Consider the following 17716-nt stretch of genomic DNA (forward strand, 5'->3'; position numbering starts at 1 on the left):
TGGCATGATCCAAGATACCTGAAACCGCCGGGCCTTGCTCGCGCAAAGCTACGATTCACTCAATAGAATCAATCGCTTGCTGTTTATGGACGGAAACTAGGCTAGCTGCAAGTGCCCGTGCAAAGCAGACGAACTGATTCTGACTGCCCGAAAGGGCTGCCGACCTCCCTAGAAGTTCGACTAGGCGGCGGCTCCGTTTCAGTGCCGCGGCGTAGGTCGCCCCGGGGCCGCTCCCAGCTTCATTTTAAATTATGGCTCGGACGCGAATCCTGTGCAAACTGTTCGATCGCGTGCTGATTGTGAACCCTTTGTACCCGTCGGCAGCCACTTCCTGGCAGACCCTTTGATACGCGGGCACACCACCGACATATGGCATGAACACGGCCGGTTTCCCTGGAATGTTGACGCCGAGGTACCAAGATTTCGCTTGAGTGTACAACGTGCCTTCGGCCGCCTGCCTAACTTGCTCCATCCAGGTCTCTTCGCCTGAAGCGGTCGCCTCGATATAGTCGGCGTCGACGTCGACGAGGTGCGCGATGCACTCAGCTATCCATTCTACATTGTCTTCAATGGCAACTATTACGTTGGTCAGAACGGATGGGCTTCCTGGCCCTGTGACGATAAATAAGTTCGGAAACCCGGCACTCATTAAGCCGAGAAATGTGTTCGGCCCATCCCGCCACTTTTCCTTGAGGGTCAGGCCCTGCCGCCCGACAATGTCGATTTTGTTGAGGGCGCCGGTCATCGCATCAAAACCAGTCGCTAACACCAGAGTGTCCAGCTCGTAGAACTCAGAGCCTACGGTTATTCCGTTGGAAGATATCTCGCGGATCGAGTTGGCCCGAAGGTCAACGAGGGTGACGTTTTCGCGATTGAAGGTCTCGAAGTATTTCGTGTCAGCGCATATGCGCTTCGCACCGATAGGGTGGTCGACCGGGGTCAACAGCTCAGCTACTTGCGGATCTTCGACGACTCGGCGGATCTTTTCGCGGACGAATTGAGCAGCGGTTTCGTTTGATTGCCCATTTCTCAACAAATCGGAATATGCCGCGGTAAAAGCAGTTCCTCCCGCAGCCCATCGTCTTTCGTATTCTTGGAGCCGCTGTTCTGGAGCGACAGCCAATGCAGATTTGTCTCCCAAGTCACACAAAATCCCCGCAGGCATCGTCCGCGCTTGCGCACGCCGTTCGGCATAATTGCTTTTCCACCAGTTCTCGTATTCGGCATCCATAGGCCGATTTCGTGCTGGGATGCTAAAATTTGGTGTGCGCTGAAACACGTACAAGTGCTTCGCCTGTGCCGCCAGCTCCGGTATCACCTGGATGCCGGAAGAGCCCGTGCCGATGGCTCCAACATTCTGCCCGGATAAGTTGACAGCCTCATGCGGCCAGTTGCCCGTGTGATAAACCCGCCCCTTGAAGGTATCCAGGCCGCGGATGTCGGGGGTCTGGGCAGCCGACAGACATCCGGTTGCCATTATGCACCACTTGGCCCGATACCGCGTTCCTCGATCGGTCGAGACCAGCCAACGGCAGTCTTCGTCCTGGAAGGACGCCCTTACGACACGTGTGTTGAATTCTATGTCGCGTAGAAGATCGAACTTCTTCGCCACGTAGTTCGCATAGGCCAGGATCTCGGGCTGCGACGCATACCGCTCCGTCCAGTGCCACTCTTGCTGAAGCTCCTCCGAGAACGAGTAAGAGTACTGCATGCTTTCAACGTCGCAGCGCGCTCCCGGGTAACGGTTCCAGAACCAGGTGCCGCCAACCCCGTAGGCCGCATCAAGCACGACAGCCGATAGGCCGAGACCGCGAGCCAGATGCAGCATGTACATCCCCGCAAACCCGGCACCAACAATGACAACGTCACACGCCACCGCCTCGCCGCCGGCTTGATCGTCCAAAGCTTCAGTATGCTGCACGAGCTGCTTCCTTCGTCGCTGAGTAGGTTTGTCTTTAGGCTGCCAAAAAATCCCCCCATAAGCACGCGCTAAAAACTCAACCGCCCGGTACGTTTTTTTCCGGACCGGTTTTCAAAACGGGGTGCTAAGACGATGGCCAGGGAAGAGACTTTTCAGACCCAACGAGTGGCTCGGCAGAAATCCGACATGACACGTGTGTTCGATCCACGATCGCGCTGTAGGACCCTTCCGTCGGCAAAGCCGCATCAAGAGATTATCAGGTCGACGAGTCGAAGTCATATATCGTGGCATTCAACGTCGGGAGACCGACGAAACAACCAAATAAAAATAGAAGGAGGAGTAATGGTCATGAAGTCACTGTTTCGCTCTATTCTGCTTGGCTCGGTTCTTTGCGCATGCCCCGCGCTCGCCGGTGAAAAAGTAATACCGGCATGGGATGGCATCACGGAAAATCTCATGCAGACTTACATCGTCGATGAGGGTCTACGGCAGCTTGGATATGATGTCGCCGACCCTATTCAACTCCAGATACAGCTTGCGTATGTCGCAGTTGCAAAAGGCGACGCCACGTTCTTTGCTGCCTATGCAGAGCCGATACACGACCAGTACGTGAAAGAGAACGGCGGTGACGCTGTCTTGACGCGACTAGGGCATATTTCAGCAGATAACATCCAGGGCTATTTGATTGATAAGAAGACGGCTGATTCCACCGGTATCAAGTATATTGAGGACTTGAAGGACCCGGAGAAGGCCAAACTATTTGACATCGACGGCAACGGCAAAGCCGATCTTTATGGATGTGAGCCAGGGTGGGGTTGCGAGGTGATCATTGAGCACCATCTTGATGCCTACGGCTTGCGCGATACCGTCGAAGAAAAGCAGGGCGGGTATTTCGCAATTATACCTGACGCGATAGAACGTATTAAGGAAGGAAAACCCACGCTTTACTACACATGGACCCCGCTTTGGGTATCCAGCATCCTGCAGCCGGGAAAGGACGTTGTTTTTCTGAATGTGAAGAAGACGGCCCTGCCGGCGGGTCAGACGGCTACCCCGATCCCAGGCATAGGCAATCTTGGTTTCCCCATGATCCAGCAGCGGGTCGTCGCGGCGACGTCGTTTGTCAAGGATAACCCCTCGGCCAAAAAATTCTTTGAGCTAGTTGCAATCCCGATCGACGATCTCAATGCAGAAGATCTTCGGATTTACAAGGGCGAGAACTCGAACGATCAGATCAAACAGGCCGCTTTGAACTGGGTCGCGGCAAACAAGACGAAGTGGGACGGGTGGATCGCCGAGGCGAAGGCTGCGCACTAGCGGATTTGGTGACGGATAGCTTGAAGCAGGAGAAATGCAGTTGGTTGATGACAGCCTCGTGGATCAAGTCGTCATTCTGACGGGCGCTGCCGGCGGTATCGGCAGCGCCATCGCTCGGACTTTTCATCGGTTAGGCGCGCGCTTATTGCTAGCTGACTATGATGAGCAAAGCGTATTGGACCTAGCCTCCTCGCTCGACCCGGCCGGCGAACGGGCGGTAGGGATCGCCTACAATGCAAGCAATCCATCCGATGCCGACGCTGTAGTATCGACCTGCGTTGCCCGCTTCGGCCATATCGACCATGTGGTTCCAGCAGCGGCAATCTTCGAAGATCAGCCATTCTCGACCATGACGGACGAACAGTGGCGGCGAACGATGTCGATAAATTTGGATGGAGTGTTCTACATCTGCAGACGCTCCATCCCTCATATCAGGCCTGGCGGGACGATCGTCACCATCGCATCTTCCGCCGCACATGAGGGCTGTTCGCCCGAGCACGTTCACTATGGAGCGTCCAAAGGCGGTATCTTAGCATTCACCAAATCACTGGCGAGGGAGCTTTCACCGACCATTCGGGTCAACGCGGTGTCTCCCGGAACCATTGACACTCCAATGGTAGCGGAGCTCCTGCGACAGAAAGGCGACAAGTTCCTGTCCATTACGCCCGCAGGTCGCTTTGGTACTGGTGAGGAAGTAGGCGACGCAGTGGCCTTCCTTTGTAGCAAGGCCTCTAGCTACATTATGGGTCAAACCATTCATGTGAATGGCGGATCATACATGGGTGGCTAAAAGCTCCCATCCCAATGTCCCTGCTTGCATTTAGGCGGACCCTGCATTGCAGGCCCGAAGGGCAACGAGCGGATAGCGGCTGTCGTCGACTCTCGACGACAGCCGCTGCGCTTTACCAGCAGGTGTAGCCCCCATCCACCAAGAGAACAGTCCCCGTGATGTAGCTCGCCGCGTCGCTCGCTAGGAATTGCACTGCGGATGCAATCTCATCAGGTCGCCCCATGCGACGCATCGGCGTCTGTTCACACCAAGCAGTCACCACGGCTTCGGGATATCTGTCGGTCATTTCAGATCGAACGAATCCGGGAGCAACTGCGTTTACGCGAACGCCGGTTCTTGCCCATTCGCACGCAAGTGTCTTTGTCACCATGTTCACCCCGGCCTTGCTTGCGTTGTAGGAGGTAACGACGGACTCCTGCCGGGTCACGATCTCTGCGCACATCGAACTGACATTCACAATCGCGCCAGAACCCCGCTTCGCCATAAGCGAGCCGAATGTGCGGCTGCAATAGAAAACGCCGTCCAAGTTCACAGAAAGAACCGCGCGCCAATCCTCATCAGTTGTATCCTTCGTCGGGGCCGCACGAGACACGCCGGCATTGTTGACGAGGATGTCGGGGCAAAGTGCGATCCTATTGGCGAGATCACGCACCGCCGCCGAATTCGTGACGTCGAGCGGATGGACCTTCGGCCTGACTGCGAACCGATCTGCAGCTTCGGCGGCACGGTTGCCGTCCGCGTCGGTCAGGATTATCTCGGCACCGGCTCCCTGCAAGGTTAGGGCGATTTGTAAACCGATGCCGCGCCCTGCGCCGGTTATCAGCGCGGTCTTTCCGGCCAGATCGAACTTGCTATGGGCAGACGAGCCCTCCGCAGATGGCATTGCTATCTCCTTTGCTGTTATTCAGGTCCGATCTGCATCGGCCAACGAAGAACCATGGACTTATGGTTAGCGGCCCGGTCCAAGATGGGATTTCTTAAGGCCCCTCGGGGGCGCGCCTCGGGCTGGACTGTCCGGTCAGCCTCTTATCCCGCGCAGAAGCTCAAGCCGCGAAATCACACCTACAGGCTTGTTGTCCTCGATCACAGTTATGTCGCCATTATGATGGGTCGCCAGATCGATTATGGCGCCTAGTTTGTCTGTAGCTGCAACCGTGGCGCCGTTGTAAGAGGTCCCAGCAGGAGCATCAGGCAATGGTTTCATGATCTTTCGGGCTGTTACAAGTTCAAGTCGCGAAATGCCCTTGACGAAGTCTGCCACATACTCGTCCGCCGGCTCTGTGACAATTTCCTCCGGTGTTCCGACCTGGACGAACCTGCCGTCCTTCATGATTGCAATATGAGTGCCAAGCCGGATCGCCTCGTCCAAGTCGTGGGTGATGAAAATGGTCGTCTTTTTGACAAGCTTCGAGAGTTCAAGGAACTGTTGCTGAAGTTGCCGACGGATCAATGGATCGAGAGCCGAAAAAGGTTCGTCCATCAACAATATTTCGGGATCGGCCGCCATGGCTCGAGCCAACCCGACGCGCTGTTTCATGCCGCCAGACAATTCATCGGGGAAGCGAAAGGCCCATTCCTCCAAGCCCACGAGCTCAAGCTTCTCTCGTGCAGTCTGGAGGCGCTGGGCGCGGCCGATACCTCGTAGTTCTAGGCTCAGCGCGACGTTGTCCTGAACGCTGCGATGAGGCAACAACGCCATGTTCTGAAAGACCATGCCGACGCTTGTTGCCCGCAGCGCGCGGAGCGCAGAATTGCTCAATGCACTTACATTGCGGCCCGCCACGATAATCTCGCCGTCCGTGGGCTCCACCAACCGGTTAATGTGCCTGATTAGAGTGGATTTGCCTGATCCAGACAGCCCCATTATGCAGAAAATTTCACCCTGGCCGACTGAGAAGGATACGTCGGCAACTGCAGTGACCGCGCCGTACTGCTTTAGTATTTCAGACTTAGAAAGCCCTTCCTTCCGGATAGCCTGAAGAGCATCTTTCGCCCTGTTTCCGAAAATCTTCCAGACGCCTGAACAGTGAACGACGGGGTTGTTCATTGGATACCTCTATTTACTCAGATCCAGCTACCTGCGGCTGGTTGCGAGTGGATCGAAAGAATCGCATTGCGTACCCAATCGCTGCAGCTGGGCCGTGCGCCCAGACCTCTCCTGGACGCCCACGAGGCCGAGCGAGAGCTTGCGTTATCCGATCGAGAATAATCGCCAGCGCTACAATGCCGAGACCGCCTATGCTGGCGAGCCCAACATCAAGTCGGCCAATGCCGCGAAGCACCATCTGGCCGAGGCCGCCCACTGCAATCATTGAGGCGATGACCACCATAGAAAGGGACATCATCAGGGTTTGGTTGACGCCCGCCATGATTGTCGGCAGCGCCAGAGGCAGTTGAGCTTTCCACAGCAGCTGACGATCGGTCGCGCCAAAAGCGCGCATAGCTTCGGTCACTTCTTCAGGTACCTGGCGGATGCCCAAATAGGTCAACCGGATAACCGGCGCGACTGCGAAGATCACGGTGACAATTACACCGGGCACATTGCCGATGCCGAAAAGCATGACAACGGGAACCAGATAGACGAAAGCTGGGATCGTTTGCATGCCATCCAGGATCGGCCTCATGACCGTGTACAACAGCTGAGATCTGGTCGAAAGCACACCAAGGGGGATGCCAATTGCCAACGAGAAAAACAGTGCGGTAAGCACGATTGCCAGTGTTGTCATGGTGTCGGGCCAGACCCCGATAAATCCAATGAAAACGAGAATAGCCGTAAGTGAGGCGGCAAGCCGCCAGCTGGAAAGTTGCCAAGCCAGCAGCATGATGGCCAAGATGACCAACGTCGGTGGTGCCGAGGTCATAAAGTGGGTGAGCGACTGCAAGACCGCGTCAAAGGGCGCCTTAACAGTTTGGAAGAAAGGTCGATAATTTTCGACCATCCACCGTAATCCGTCGCTTATCCATGCAGCCAACGGCAATTTAGCGCAATCAAACGGATTCAAAACGCCACATCCGTTCATTGTTATTTCCTCCGGATTTTGACCTGAGTCAGCCACAAGGGATAGCATGGATTTCCCCCCGGGAGGGGGCGCAAAAAAGTCGTCTGAGGGGTGATTTTATTTCAGCCCCTTTAGCGTGTTTTGGACCGACGAGCCTCCTGAATCCTTTCTCCCGCTTAACAGCGCTTCAGATTCGCCGACATGGCCCGTTCGTTGGGGCCTTATTGTTCATCGATCGAAGCGACAGGCTGGCCTGCGAGAAAGTTGAGTCGATCGTCTGAGGAATCGATACTCGGCCATCGGCCGAGCCTTTCTTTACTCAACCGGCAGCGGCAGCTTCTTAGTGCGGCCGCCGTCGACGATGTAGACCTGCCCGGTGACGAATGCGCTTTCTTCAGAAGCAAGCCACACAGCGAGATTGCCGACATCCCTCGGCTCGCCAAGACGCCCCACCGGATGCATGATCAGCAGTTCTTTGCGGACGCGGGCGCTGTCGGCCATGCTGTCGATGTAGGCCTCACTGAGATCGGAATTGATCCAACCCGGTGCGATGGCATTACAGCGGATGCCCTCGTGTCCGTGGTCCACGGCGACCCCTGCGGTGAAGCCGTGAATGCCCGCCTTGGAAGCCGAGTAGGCCGGATGACCCGGGTTCGACGCCAGTCCTTCGATGGAGCCAATATTGACGATGCTTCCCTTGCCGCGTTTGCGAAGGTGCGGCATTGCCGCCTTCGTCAACAGGAAAGGGGCTTTCAGATTGATATCCATCATCTGATCCCAATCCTCCTCGGTCATTTCGTCGACTGTCTTTTCGAACATGATCCCGGCGTTGTTGACCAGGATGTCCAAGCCGCCGAACCGCTCGACGACCGTCTGCACAGCCGCGGTAATATCATGAGCGTTGGAAAGATCCGCCTGTACATAAACGACGCGCTCGCTGAGTATGGCATCGGGGGGCGGGTTCCTCTGTACAATAGCGACCTTTGCCCCCGCCTCCACAAAGCACCCGGCGATGCCGGCTCCGATCCCGCGACCGCCGCCAGTGATAATGGCCACTTTTCCTGAAAGTCTTTTGGTCATTGAATCCTCTTGCAACGGCTTCGCGTCTCTAGAGAGCTCTCCCGCTCCGTGGCATCCACGATCTCGGAAACCCTTGCCGGGCGAACCCCAACCCGTCCTAGGCTACTCAGCGACTGGATGGGCGCCCGCCTCTACGATGTGAACGATATTGTTTAAAACCGCGGAAGTTCCCGCTTTCCGACCTTGGTCATGCTCCGCGCCTAGCTGATGCGCGTTCGCGGTAGTTGCCGTCAAAGCCAGCTCACTTAGAATCAGCAGAACCGTTCCCTGCAACTCTGCTTTGGCATTCCACTGGATCTCGTTCTCCCTGTCGAGGTTCGAAGCTACTAGCCGGTGCCTAAGCCGTCGCGTCCTGTTCTATGGTATCGGTCGCCCGCTCACTGTTCATTGGAGCTCAAGAAGAGAACTATGGGAACTGCAAAATCCTCATCTGTCAGGTGATTTTGGCGACGTGCTCAGGGGCAGGACTGACGGCGCGTAAGATCATCCGCGATCCCCGCCTCGCTCACCGATCGCTATCGCGAAGGATGCGTTCGGCACTGTCGCCTATATCGACGGCGCGGAGACGGGTAATTTCTTCTGTGGTTGCCGCCTGTGATGCAAGAAGTTTCTGATCCTATGGGTGGTGATCGAGCGCGGTCTTCTGTAAGGCCTTTGAATGCGGCGCTTTCAGAAGCCGCTGGCCGGTATGGTGATCTGCGGATCGGGTCCATATCTCTGGGACGAGCTCGCAGGCTCGGACAAATTATCTGGTTTTCCCGATCCAGATCTGTTCGATCATTTTGCCCATTCGGGACGTCGCCTTCTTGTCTCCCCGTTGCCGGCGTCAGCCTTGCGCAGCCTGTTGATCAAGCTACTGTGGCTGCTGCCGGAACCCGGTAATCCTCCTGCTTTGTCAGCATGGCCCAAATTGTCCGGGCCATCTTGTTAGCAAGCGCGATCGCAACCAGCATCCGTGGTTTGCGCGCCATCATCTGCGCCAGCCAGGAACCTTCCGGGATCGATTTACGACCCAGCCAGTTCAGACGGGACATTGCGCCGATAATCAACAATCTACGCAGATCAGCTTGCCCTGCCTTGGAAATGCGCCCGAGCCGCTCTTTGCCCCCGGAGGAGAATTGACGCGGAACCAGGCCGAGCCAGGCAGCGAAGTCGCGCCCACACTTGAAGCTCGTCATTGGCGGGGCAAAGGCTTCGAATGCCAAGGCGGTCAAGGGACCAACGCCGGGCATGGTCTGCAGTCGCCGCGCTGTGTCAGCCTCAGCCGCTAGCGCCTTGATCTTGTCAGTCTTGGCATTGATGCGGACCGTTTTCTCGGCAATCTGCTCCAGCAAGTCGCGGCATTCTTCTCGCAACAGGGCAGGGAAGTCGCTGTTTGGTGCATCCAGGGGTGGCGTCGCCTTAACTTGGGTTGGGCACGGGATGCCCCCCGATGTGGCCTCTTCACGCGGCTGTCGACAAAGCGATTTGCCTCCAGACCGCCATAGTGGCGGCTCGAATGTCGCGGTGATCGGCGGCTATCAGATGTTTCCGGTGAAGATTGAAGAGGTTGGCGATCGGGCCATGGATGGAAACGAAGCGCTGGCATTGTCGTGCCGACTTGAACCGGATCATACCTCGTTCTCGCCGTCGAACAGCCAGATGAGAATTCTCCGCTCGGTTATTCAGCCCCTTATGCGATCGATGCTCGACACCTGGCATGATTTCCCTTTTGGCCGCATCGTAGGATCTGAGCTTGTCGGTGATCATGACGCGCGGCGTGATGCCTTGCCCTTTCAGCAGCTTTCGCATCAGCTTCAAGGCCGCCTTCTTGTTCCGGCGGCTCTGGATCAAGGCATCGAGAACATAGCCATCGGCATCGACGGCCCGCCACAGCCAGAATTTCTTGCCCTTGATAGCAACGACCATTTCGTCGAGATGCCACTTGTCGGCAAAACTACCCCTGGACCGCCGCTGGACGGAGCGGGCATATCCGCGGCCGAACTTGGCAGCCCATTCCGCGACAGTCTGGAACGAGACTTCGATGCCGCGCTCGGCCAGAATATCTTCCACATGACGCAGGCTCAGTGGAAATCGGAAGTAGAGCCACACCGCATGCGCTATGATCTCGGCAGGAAAACGATGACGCTTGTATCGGAGCGTCATAATATCGGTGGGCGGGTGCGGGCTCATGCCCGTAAAGTCCGCCGAAAATGTTAAGGCGACGCTACCATTGGCACTGACGGGATCCGCTTGGCGGAGGCTGCAGACCAGTTCCCCGTCAAACCGCAGGTCCATCAGCTGGATGTCACGGATTCGAAGGCGGTGCACGATGTCGCCGGTAGAATCGACCTTTGCCCAGACATCCTCGTGAACAATGCCGGCGTGTCTCGTGCCGCGCCGACCAATCAGACCACCGATGAGGATTGGCGGGCGGTGCTCTCAGTCAATTTGGACGGCGTCTTCTATTGTAGTCGCACGTTCGGATCCCTGATGGCGGAGCGCGGTTCTGGGGCGATCGTAAACATTAGTTCCATGTGCGGTGAGATCGTTACCCGACAACAATCCGTCGTGACGGCCTATAACGCAAGCAAGGCCGGAGTGAACATGGTAACCAAGACACTTGCGTGCGAGTGGGCAAGATCCGGGGTGCGCGTGAACGCAGTTGCCCCCGGGTTGGTAGCGTCGCCTTAACATTTTCGGCGGACTTTACGGGCATGAGCCCGCACCCGCCCACCGATATTATGACGCTCCGATACAAGCGTCATCGTTTTCCTGCCGAGATCATAGCGCATGCGGTGTGGCTCTACTTCCGATTTCCACTGAGCCTGCGTCATGTGGAAGATATTCTGGCCGAGCGCGGCATCGAAGTCTCGTTCCAGACTGTCGCGGAATGGGCTGCCAAGTTCGGCCGCGGATATGCCCGCTCCGTCCAGCGGCGGTCCAGGGGTAGTTTTGCCGACAAGTGGCATCTCGACGAAATGGTCGTTGCTATCAAGGGCAAGAAATTCTGGCTGTGGCGGGCCGTCGATGCCGATGGCTATGTTCTCGATGCCTTGATCCAGAGCCGCCGGAACAAGAAGGCGGCCTTGAAGCTGATGCGAAAGCTGCTGAAAGGGCAAGGCATCACGCCGCGCGTCATGATCACCGACAAGCTCAGATCCTACGATGCGGCCAAAAGGGAAATCATGCCAGGTGTCGAGCATCGATCGCATAAGGGGCTGAATAACCGAGCGGAGAATTCTCATCTGGCTGTTCGACGGCGAGAACGAGGTATGATCCGGTTCAAGTCGGCACGACAATGCCAGCGCTTCGTTTCCATCCATGGCCCGATCGCCAACCTCTTCAATCTTCACCGGAAACATCTGATAGCCGCCGATCACCGCGACATTCGAGCCGCCACTATGGCGGTCTGGAGGCAAATCGCTTTGTCGACAGCCGCGTGAAGAGGCCACATCGGGGGGCATCCCGTGCCCAACCCAAGTTAAGGCGACGCCACCGTGCCAATGAGGATTATATCGGCGCCAGCTTCTTGCAAGGTCAGGGCGATCTGCAAACCGATTCCGCGCCCTCCGCCCGTTATCAACGCAGTTTTCCCGGTTAAATCGAACTTGCTACTGAATGATGTGCGTCCCCCAAGTCTCATAGCTGTTCTCCCTCTCGACGGTCTCACTTTGCGGTGCAACGTTTTGTCGTCAAATACCGCTCGCATGCGCTTCCACTTCTGTAGTGGCCGTGGCTGTCTCGGCTTCGAGCACACCCGACCGCATCTCCGACGCTTTTCAGCCAGCGAAGCAGCTTTCCTCATCCTCTGGAAGGTAAGTTGATATCGATTGTCATCCTGGCTTTCTGTCGGAGTCTTTTGGGGATGTCAGAGCAGCCGCCGTACGGCGGCGATGATGTGATCTTTCGTCGGGAAGAAATCCTTCTCGAGGGCCGGACTGAATGGGACGTGAATGTCCGGAGCGCTCAGGCGCAGAATTGGCCGCTCTAATAGATCGAACGCCTCTTCGGCCATCACCGCGGCGATTTCACTTCCGACGTTGCAGACCCGGTGCGCGTTCTCGACGATCACAAGCCGTCGGGTCTTCGCGATTGAGATCTTGATGGCCTTATGATCGAGCGGCTTCAACGTACGTGGATCGATCACTTCGACCAAAATGCCCTCCTTGGCGAGCGCGTCGACAGCTTCCATCGTCGGCCCAATTGCGCCGGCAATAGCGAGAAGGGTTACGTCTGTTCCCTCACGCTTCACTTCCGCTTTGCCAATCGGGATTACATGGTCCGGATCTGTGGGTACATTACCCTTGACCGGCCACAGGCGAACGTCTTCGAAGACCAGTACAGGATCGCCGTCGCGAATGGCCGATTTCATAAGTCCTTTGATGCCGGCGGCGCTTGTCGGGCTGATGATTTTGAGGCCCGGCACATTCATGAAAAATGGATAAGGCCGGTCGGCATGTTGCGCGGCCTCGGACCCCACTGAGAACATACAGCAACGAAACACGATCGGAATGTCGATCTGGCCTCCAGTCATATACCGCAATTTTGAGGCCTGGTTGATGATCTGGTCCGAGGCGAGATAGACCAAACTGGCAGCTGCGAGGTCTACGATGGGTCTCAATCCGTTGATGGCAGCCCCGATTCCGAGGCCGGTAAAACTGCCTTCTGAAATCGGCATGTTCCAAATCCGGTTTTTACCGAACCGCTCAATGAGTTTGGCGCCGCCATGGGCCGCGTTGTCCTCTCCCATTATGACGATGCGCTCATCACGATCCATTTCCTCTATCTGTGCCTGCACGAGTGCTTCAAGATAGGTCATCGGGACATGGGTGCCAGGCGTCGCGGCAAGTTTCTGAGTATCAGTTTGCATGTCGATTAACTCCTCTCCAGGCCAGCCACGAAGCCATGATGATGGCCTGTAGGGGGCGAACTGAACATGTAATCGGCTAGGGTAGCGGGCCGAGGCAGGGGGCTGGCCAAAGCAAATTTTACAGCCTGCTTCACGGCTTCGACGGTTTCGTCCTCGATTGCTCTCAGAGACTTTTCATTTATGCCCTCATGGAGGAGCGCAGTGCGATACAGTAGGATCGGATCCCGGTCGCGTCTATGAGACTCGACTTCTTCAACCGATCGATAGGGCTGCCCCGGAACCACCAAGCCGAAATTGTGCTCATCGAACCGATAGGTGTTGGCCACTATCAGCGTAGGCCCCTCGCCCGCGCGTGCCTGCGTGACGGCCTGTGCCGCAGCTTCATAGACGGCACTCACGTCTTGCCCGTCAACCGTTACCCCTGGCATTCCGTAGCCCGACGCCCGCAGCGCGATGTCCGGCTGCCCGTGACTTTGGGCTACCGACGTGGTCATTGCATAGCCGTTGTTCTCGCAATGATAGATGACCGGAAGCTTCCACAGCGACGCCATGTTGAGACTCTCATGGAAGGTGCCTTGGTTCACCGCTCCATCGCCGAAGAAGCAAAGGGTGACTTGATCGACGCCCCGCACCCTGGCGCTGAACGCCGACCCTGTAGCAAGAGGAATGCCCCCTCCGACGATAGCCGATTCGCTGATGATCCCGGCCGAATTGTCTGCAAAGTGCATCGAACCGCCGCGCCCCTTGCAAATGCCGCGCTCCTTTCCCATCAGCTCGGCCATGAGCGCGTCCAGATGCGCACCCTTCCCGATTGGATGGCCGTGCGAACGATGCGTTCCGGTCATGGCGTCATTGTCCCGGAGGGCGAGACATGCCCCTACGATAGCGGCTTCCTGACCCACGCTCGAGTGGAACCAACCAGGAACTTTGCTATCTTCAAACTGGCGCATACCTTCTTCTTCGAATCGACGGATGCGAAGCATCCTCCGATATGCCTCTAATCTCTGACCACCGTTTAACTGCATGATTCGTTACTCCAATGTCCAAGTAAAGATCCGGCATGGGATGGAAGAGCCCACGTCTTGTAAATTCTAATGGGTTTGTTCATCACCCTTTTTGGCTCTCTTAAAATCATGAGTAAAAAAGCTTGGCCACGAACTATCAGTCCGAGTAATAAATTAAGGCTTTGCGCCTTCCACCTCGTGGGATTTTCGTTGCAAGGGAGGTCTTGGCTCCTCGTCTTCGTCCTCCACAACCTGTGATTTGGGTGATGTGGGTGCCTTCGGAAGCCTAGTCTCGCAGAATTGGTTCTGCGCATTGTAAAAGGTGCTGGTGAGACTCTGACCTTGCCTTGGCGAATCTGTGATGGTTTTTTTGGCATGCGCACTCGGATGAAGATCGGTCAACGGCAAATCGGCGAACGCCTCGTCGGTGACTCACACCAATCATACCCAATACAGCTATCGAGCGCAGACCTGTGCAGTGGACCACGTCCCGATAAATAGGGACGGTTTTCTTAAGCGCTTGTACGAAGGTTCTCGGTGTCAACAACGGCCGTGGTCCTATTTTTTAGCCACACTTTCTGTGGGGCCTAGAGAGGCTGGAGCAAGAGCCACGCCATTTGAACTTAGCTATGGAATCACATTGGTTTTGAGCGAAGAGCCCTCGATGGAACAAATCCGCAAACCTTCTTTCGTTCGAAACAGGACATGAATGTCGAAGCTCAAACGAAGAGAATGGGACCAAGGGCACGGCCACGGCTCGCGGCTTGACCTGCTCTGACGCCGCTCGCGCTCGACAGGCTTTTGGCCTCGAATGCCCAGAACGCCACGCTGAACCGGCTGGTGTCGCGCGGGCTGGTGCATATTTCCGGCTTCACGCCGTCGGACGCCGCCCATGTGCTGGGCAAGCAGGCCAATTGGGATGCCACCGCCGCCCGCCTCGGTGCCGAACTGTTTGCCCGCAAGCGCGATGGCCGCGGCCAGAACATCGCTGCCTCTCCCGAGGTGATTTGTAAGCGCGTAGGCATCCCCACGTAGCGTGCAGGCGGTTGATCGCTCATTTTCAGCATGAATCATGCGGAGAATCCTGTGAGCGACAGTATGAGCCATCATCGAACATTCGAGATTTTGACGGCGGAGCCTGTGCCGTCCCGACGCAAGCCGCGCCATCGGTCGGAAGACGAGAAGGCACGGCTTGTCGCCGAAGCGTTCTCGCCAGGGGGCAATGTGTCGGCGGTTGCGCGTTCCGAGGGGCTGGATCCCTCGCAGCTCTATGGGTGGCGCCGCAAGGCGCTTTCGTCGGGCATGGTTGCGCCACTGACGGAGGCAGCGAGCAAGCCGGCGAAGTTCACGCGCTTTGAAGCGGTGGGCAGCGGCACGGTGGAAATCGTCATTGGCGATGCCGTGGTGCGCGCCGGCGGCGATGTTGATTCCGATCGCCTGGCGAGGATCATCCGCGCGGTTCGCAAGGCATGATCGCTTCCGGTGTGGTGGTTTACGTGTCGTGCCAGCCTGTCGACTTCCGCAAGGGCGCGGCATCTTTGATGGCGCTGGTCAGAGACGGCGGCCTGGACCCGTTCTCGGGGGCGCTTCACGTATTCCGTTCGAAGCGTGCGGACCGGGGGTAGCGTCGCCTTAACATTTTCGGCGGACTTTACGGGCATGAGCCCGCACCCGCCCACCGATATTATGACGCTCCGATACAAGCGTCATCGTTTTCCTGCCGAGATCATAGCGCATGCGGTGTGGCTCTACTTCCGATTTCCACTGAGCCTGCGTCATGTGGAAGATATTCTGGCCGAGCGCGGCATCGAAGTCTCGTTCCAGACTGTCGCGGAATGGGCTGCCAAGTTCGGCCGCGGATATGCCCGCTCCGTCCAGCGGCGGTCCAGGGGTAGTTTTGCCGACAAGTGGCATCTCGACGAAATGGTCGTTGCTATCAAGGGCAAGAAATTCTGGCTGTGGCGGGCCGTCGATGCCGATGGCTATGTTCTCGATGCCTTGATCCAGAGCCGCCGGAACAAGAAGGCGGCCTTGAAGCTGATGCGAAAGCTGCTGAAAGGGCAAGGCATCACGCCGCGCGTCATGATCACCGACAAGCTCAGATCCTACGATGCGGCCAAAAGGGAAATCATGCCAGGTGTCGAGCATCGATCGCATAAGGGGCTGAATAACCGAGCGGAGAATTCTCATCTGGCTGTTCGACGGCGAGAACGAGGTATGATCCGGTTCAAGTCGGCACGACAATGCCAGCGCTTCGTTTCCATCCATGGCCCGATCGCCAACCTCTTCAATCTTCACCGGAAACATCTGATAGCCGCCGATCACCGCGACATTCGAGCCGCCACTATGGCGGTCTGGAGGCAAATCGCTTTGTCGACAGCCGCGTGAAGAGGCCACATCGGGGGGCATCCCGTGCCCAACCCAAGTTAAGGCGACGCCACCGGCGAGACAGCGTGATGCAAATCCCAAGAGGGGCGGGTTCTCGTATTGCGGAACATCGCCTCATGCGCTCCAATCCAGGCGTGTGTGGGATTGAGATCGACTGTTTCGGAATAATAAATGGCGCGTCGCAAGGAACTGCATCGCCTCGCTCAGCTGCATCAGCTAGAGCGGTTTTCCCTTAATCGGAGTCGTTTGTTTGCAGTGAACGGCTTGTTCTGATTCCCTGATCGAAGTGATTTGCGGAAGGAGCAGCGGCATGGCACGAGCTTACAGCCTGGATTTGCGGACGCGTGTTATCGAGGCGATAGAGGCAGGCCTGTCGACCCGAGAAGCGGCACGGCGGTTTGCCATCGGGATATCGACGTCTGGTGCATGGTATCGGGCCTGGCGTTCGAGCGGCAATCTGGAACCTGGGCGGCAGGGCAAGCCGAAGGTATCGAAGCTGGACGCGCACGAGACTTTCATTCTCGCCTTGGTCGAGACCGATGAGCGGGACATCACGCTTGCCGAGATCGTCGATCGCCTTGCGGCAGAGCGCGGGGTCAAAGCCAGCCTGACGACGGTCCATGCGTTCTTCGCAAAGCGTGGCATCACGTACAAAAAAAGACAGCGCACGCGGCCGAACAGCAGCGACCGGATGTTTTGGCAGCGCGGGAAGAGTGGTTCGAAGGCCAACTCGATCTCGATCCGAGCCGCCTGATCTTCATCGACGAAAGTGGCCTCAATACCAAGATGGCCCGGCTACGAGGCCGCTCTGCGCGTGGACAGCGTTGCCGGGCGGCTGTTCCTCATGGGCACTGGAAATCCACGACCTTCACGGCCGGCCTGCGCCTCGACGGGATCGTCGCGCCCTGGCTCCTGGACGGCGCCATGGATGGCGAAGCATTCCTGGTCTACTTGCGCCGCGTCCTCGTGCCGACGCTTCAACCCGACGATGTCGTCGTGATGGACAACCTGCCTGCTCATAAAGTGGTCGGTGTCCGCGAAATCATCGAGGCTGCGGGGGCTTCCCTTCGCTATCTTCCGCCCTACTCCCCGGACTTTAACCCCATTGAGATGGCCTTCGCCAAGCTGAAGGCTTTACTGCGAAAGGCAGCAGCCCGGTCCATCCCGGAATTATGGGACGCCGTGGCCGTCGCCATCGATCGTTTCCACCCCAAAGAATGCGAAAACCTGTTCGCCCACGCCGGCTACGATGCCTAACCGTGATTATCCAGAAACTGCTCTAGCCCGCTTGATGCACGGCGGTCGGCTTTCGGCGGCCTGCATGGCGATCTGGCCGCCCTTGGGGTGCATTTTGACAAGCCTCGT

General features: G+C 57.1%; 16 protein-coding genes and 2 pseudogenes. 9 read left to right on the plus strand and 9 right to left on the minus strand.

Going from position 1 to position 17716, the window contains the following annotated elements:
* Window positions 1-244 precede the first annotated feature (244 nt).
* Window positions 245-1921, minus strand: a complete 1677-nt coding sequence (locus tag ACFSOZ_RS16920; RefSeq protein WP_379100075.1) for a flavin-containing monooxygenase — start codon at window positions 1919-1921, stop codon at window positions 245-247.
* A gap of 348 nt (window positions 1922-2269) precedes the next feature.
* Between ACFSOZ_RS16920 and proX the strand changes: the two genes are divergently transcribed.
* Together proX and ACFSOZ_RS16930 are read left to right on the plus strand one after the other, a co-directional pair.
* Complete coding sequence (proX, locus tag ACFSOZ_RS16925; protein WP_379100077.1) at window positions 2270-3238, plus strand: glycine betaine/L-proline ABC transporter substrate-binding protein ProX; 969 nt, start codon at window positions 2270-2272, stop codon at window positions 3236-3238.
* Window positions 3239-3278: 40 nt separating this feature from the next.
* On the plus strand, window positions 3279-4028 hold the full coding sequence (locus ACFSOZ_RS16930) for an SDR family NAD(P)-dependent oxidoreductase (RefSeq protein ID WP_379100079.1): 750 nt from the start codon (window positions 3279-3281) through the stop codon (window positions 4026-4028).
* Window positions 4029-4140: 112 nt separating this feature from the next.
* On the opposite strand, the gene ACFSOZ_RS16935 is transcribed toward ACFSOZ_RS16930, so the two are convergent.
* From ACFSOZ_RS16935 to ACFSOZ_RS16960, 6 genes and pseudogenes are all read right to left on the minus strand, one after another.
* Entirely contained in the window at window positions 4141-4911 is a 771-nt protein-coding gene (locus ACFSOZ_RS16935; protein ID WP_379100081.1) for an SDR family NAD(P)-dependent oxidoreductase, read from the minus strand.
* A gap of 135 nt (window positions 4912-5046) precedes the next feature.
* Window positions 5047-6075 carry a quaternary amine ABC transporter ATP-binding protein gene (locus ACFSOZ_RS16940; RefSeq protein WP_379100083.1) on the minus strand — a complete coding sequence of 343 codons (1029 nt, stop codon included), beginning with the start codon at window positions 6073-6075 and terminating at the stop codon, window positions 5047-5049.
* Window positions 6076-6088: 13 nt separating this feature from the next.
* Window positions 6089-7096: an ABC transporter permease gene (locus ACFSOZ_RS16945; protein WP_379100087.1), complete on the minus strand. Its 1008-nt coding sequence runs from the start codon at window positions 7094-7096 to the stop codon at window positions 6089-6091.
* Between the two features lie 246 nt (window positions 7097-7342).
* On the minus strand, window positions 7343-8107 hold the full coding sequence (locus ACFSOZ_RS16950) for an SDR family NAD(P)-dependent oxidoreductase (protein WP_379100089.1): 765 nt from the start codon (window positions 8105-8107) through the stop codon (window positions 7343-7345).
* An 848-nt stretch (window positions 8108-8955) separates the two neighbouring features.
* A pseudogene (locus ACFSOZ_RS16955) lies at window positions 8956-9474 on the minus strand (IS110 family RNA-guided transposase); the annotation flags it as partial.
* A gap of 76 nt (window positions 9475-9550) precedes the next feature.
* Entirely contained in the window at window positions 9551-10279 is a 729-nt protein-coding gene (locus ACFSOZ_RS16960) for an IS6 family transposase (RefSeq protein WP_379100097.1), read from the minus strand.
* A gap of 60 nt (window positions 10280-10339) precedes the next feature.
* On the opposite strand from ACFSOZ_RS16960, the gene ACFSOZ_RS16965 reads away from it, so the two are divergent.
* Window positions 10340-10780, plus strand: coding sequence for an SDR family NAD(P)-dependent oxidoreductase (locus ACFSOZ_RS16965; RefSeq protein ID WP_379100091.1), 441 nt, complete (start codon window positions 10340-10342; stop codon window positions 10778-10780).
* A gap of 23 nt (window positions 10781-10803) precedes the next feature.
* Complete coding sequence (locus tag ACFSOZ_RS16970; protein ID WP_379100097.1) at window positions 10804-11532, plus strand: IS6 family transposase; 729 nt, start codon at window positions 10804-10806, stop codon at window positions 11530-11532.
* Between the two features lie 425 nt (window positions 11533-11957).
* Here the strand turns inward: ACFSOZ_RS16970 and ACFSOZ_RS16975 are convergent, their stop codons facing one another.
* Together ACFSOZ_RS16975 and ACFSOZ_RS16980 are read right to left on the minus strand one after the other, a co-directional pair.
* Complete coding sequence (locus ACFSOZ_RS16975; protein WP_379100093.1) at window positions 11958-12959, minus strand: alpha-ketoacid dehydrogenase subunit beta; 1002 nt, start codon at window positions 12957-12959, stop codon at window positions 11958-11960.
* A gap of 5 nt (window positions 12960-12964) precedes the next feature.
* On the minus strand, window positions 12965-13984 hold the full coding sequence (locus ACFSOZ_RS16980; protein WP_379100095.1) for a thiamine pyrophosphate-dependent dehydrogenase E1 component subunit alpha: 1020 nt from the start codon (window positions 13982-13984) through the stop codon (window positions 12965-12967).
* A 759-nt stretch (window positions 13985-14743) separates the two neighbouring features.
* Here ACFSOZ_RS16980 and ACFSOZ_RS16985 point away from each other — a divergent pair.
* The 5 genes and pseudogenes from ACFSOZ_RS16985 to ACFSOZ_RS17005 all read left to right on the plus strand — a co-directional run.
* Window positions 14744-14983, plus strand: a pseudogene (locus ACFSOZ_RS16985) (hydantoinase/oxoprolinase family protein); the annotation flags it as partial.
* A 66-nt stretch (window positions 14984-15049) separates the two neighbouring features.
* On the plus strand, window positions 15050-15436 hold the full coding sequence (locus tag ACFSOZ_RS16990; protein ID WP_095090644.1) for a transposase: 387 nt from the start codon (window positions 15050-15052) through the stop codon (window positions 15434-15436).
* Window positions 15437-15504: 68 nt separating this feature from the next.
* Window positions 15505-15588, plus strand: coding sequence for a hypothetical protein (locus ACFSOZ_RS16995; RefSeq protein WP_379100479.1), 84 nt, complete (start codon window positions 15505-15507; stop codon window positions 15586-15588).
* Between the two features lie 34 nt (window positions 15589-15622).
* On the plus strand, window positions 15623-16351 hold the full coding sequence (locus ACFSOZ_RS17000) for an IS6 family transposase (RefSeq protein WP_379100097.1): 729 nt from the start codon (window positions 15623-15625) through the stop codon (window positions 16349-16351).
* A 310-nt stretch (window positions 16352-16661) separates the two neighbouring features.
* A protein-coding gene (locus ACFSOZ_RS17005) for an IS630 family transposase (protein ID WP_417568608.1) occupies window positions 16662-17608 on the plus strand; the annotation gives its coding sequence in 2 pieces (ribosomal slippage) (window positions 16662-17003 and window positions 17006-17608; 945 coding nt in all).
* Window positions 17609-17716: the final 108 nt, after the last annotated feature.

This window comes from Mesorhizobium newzealandense, from assembly GCF_042682145.1.
Taxonomy (GTDB): domain Bacteria; phylum Pseudomonadota; class Alphaproteobacteria; order Rhizobiales; family Rhizobiaceae; genus Mesorhizobium; species Mesorhizobium newzealandense.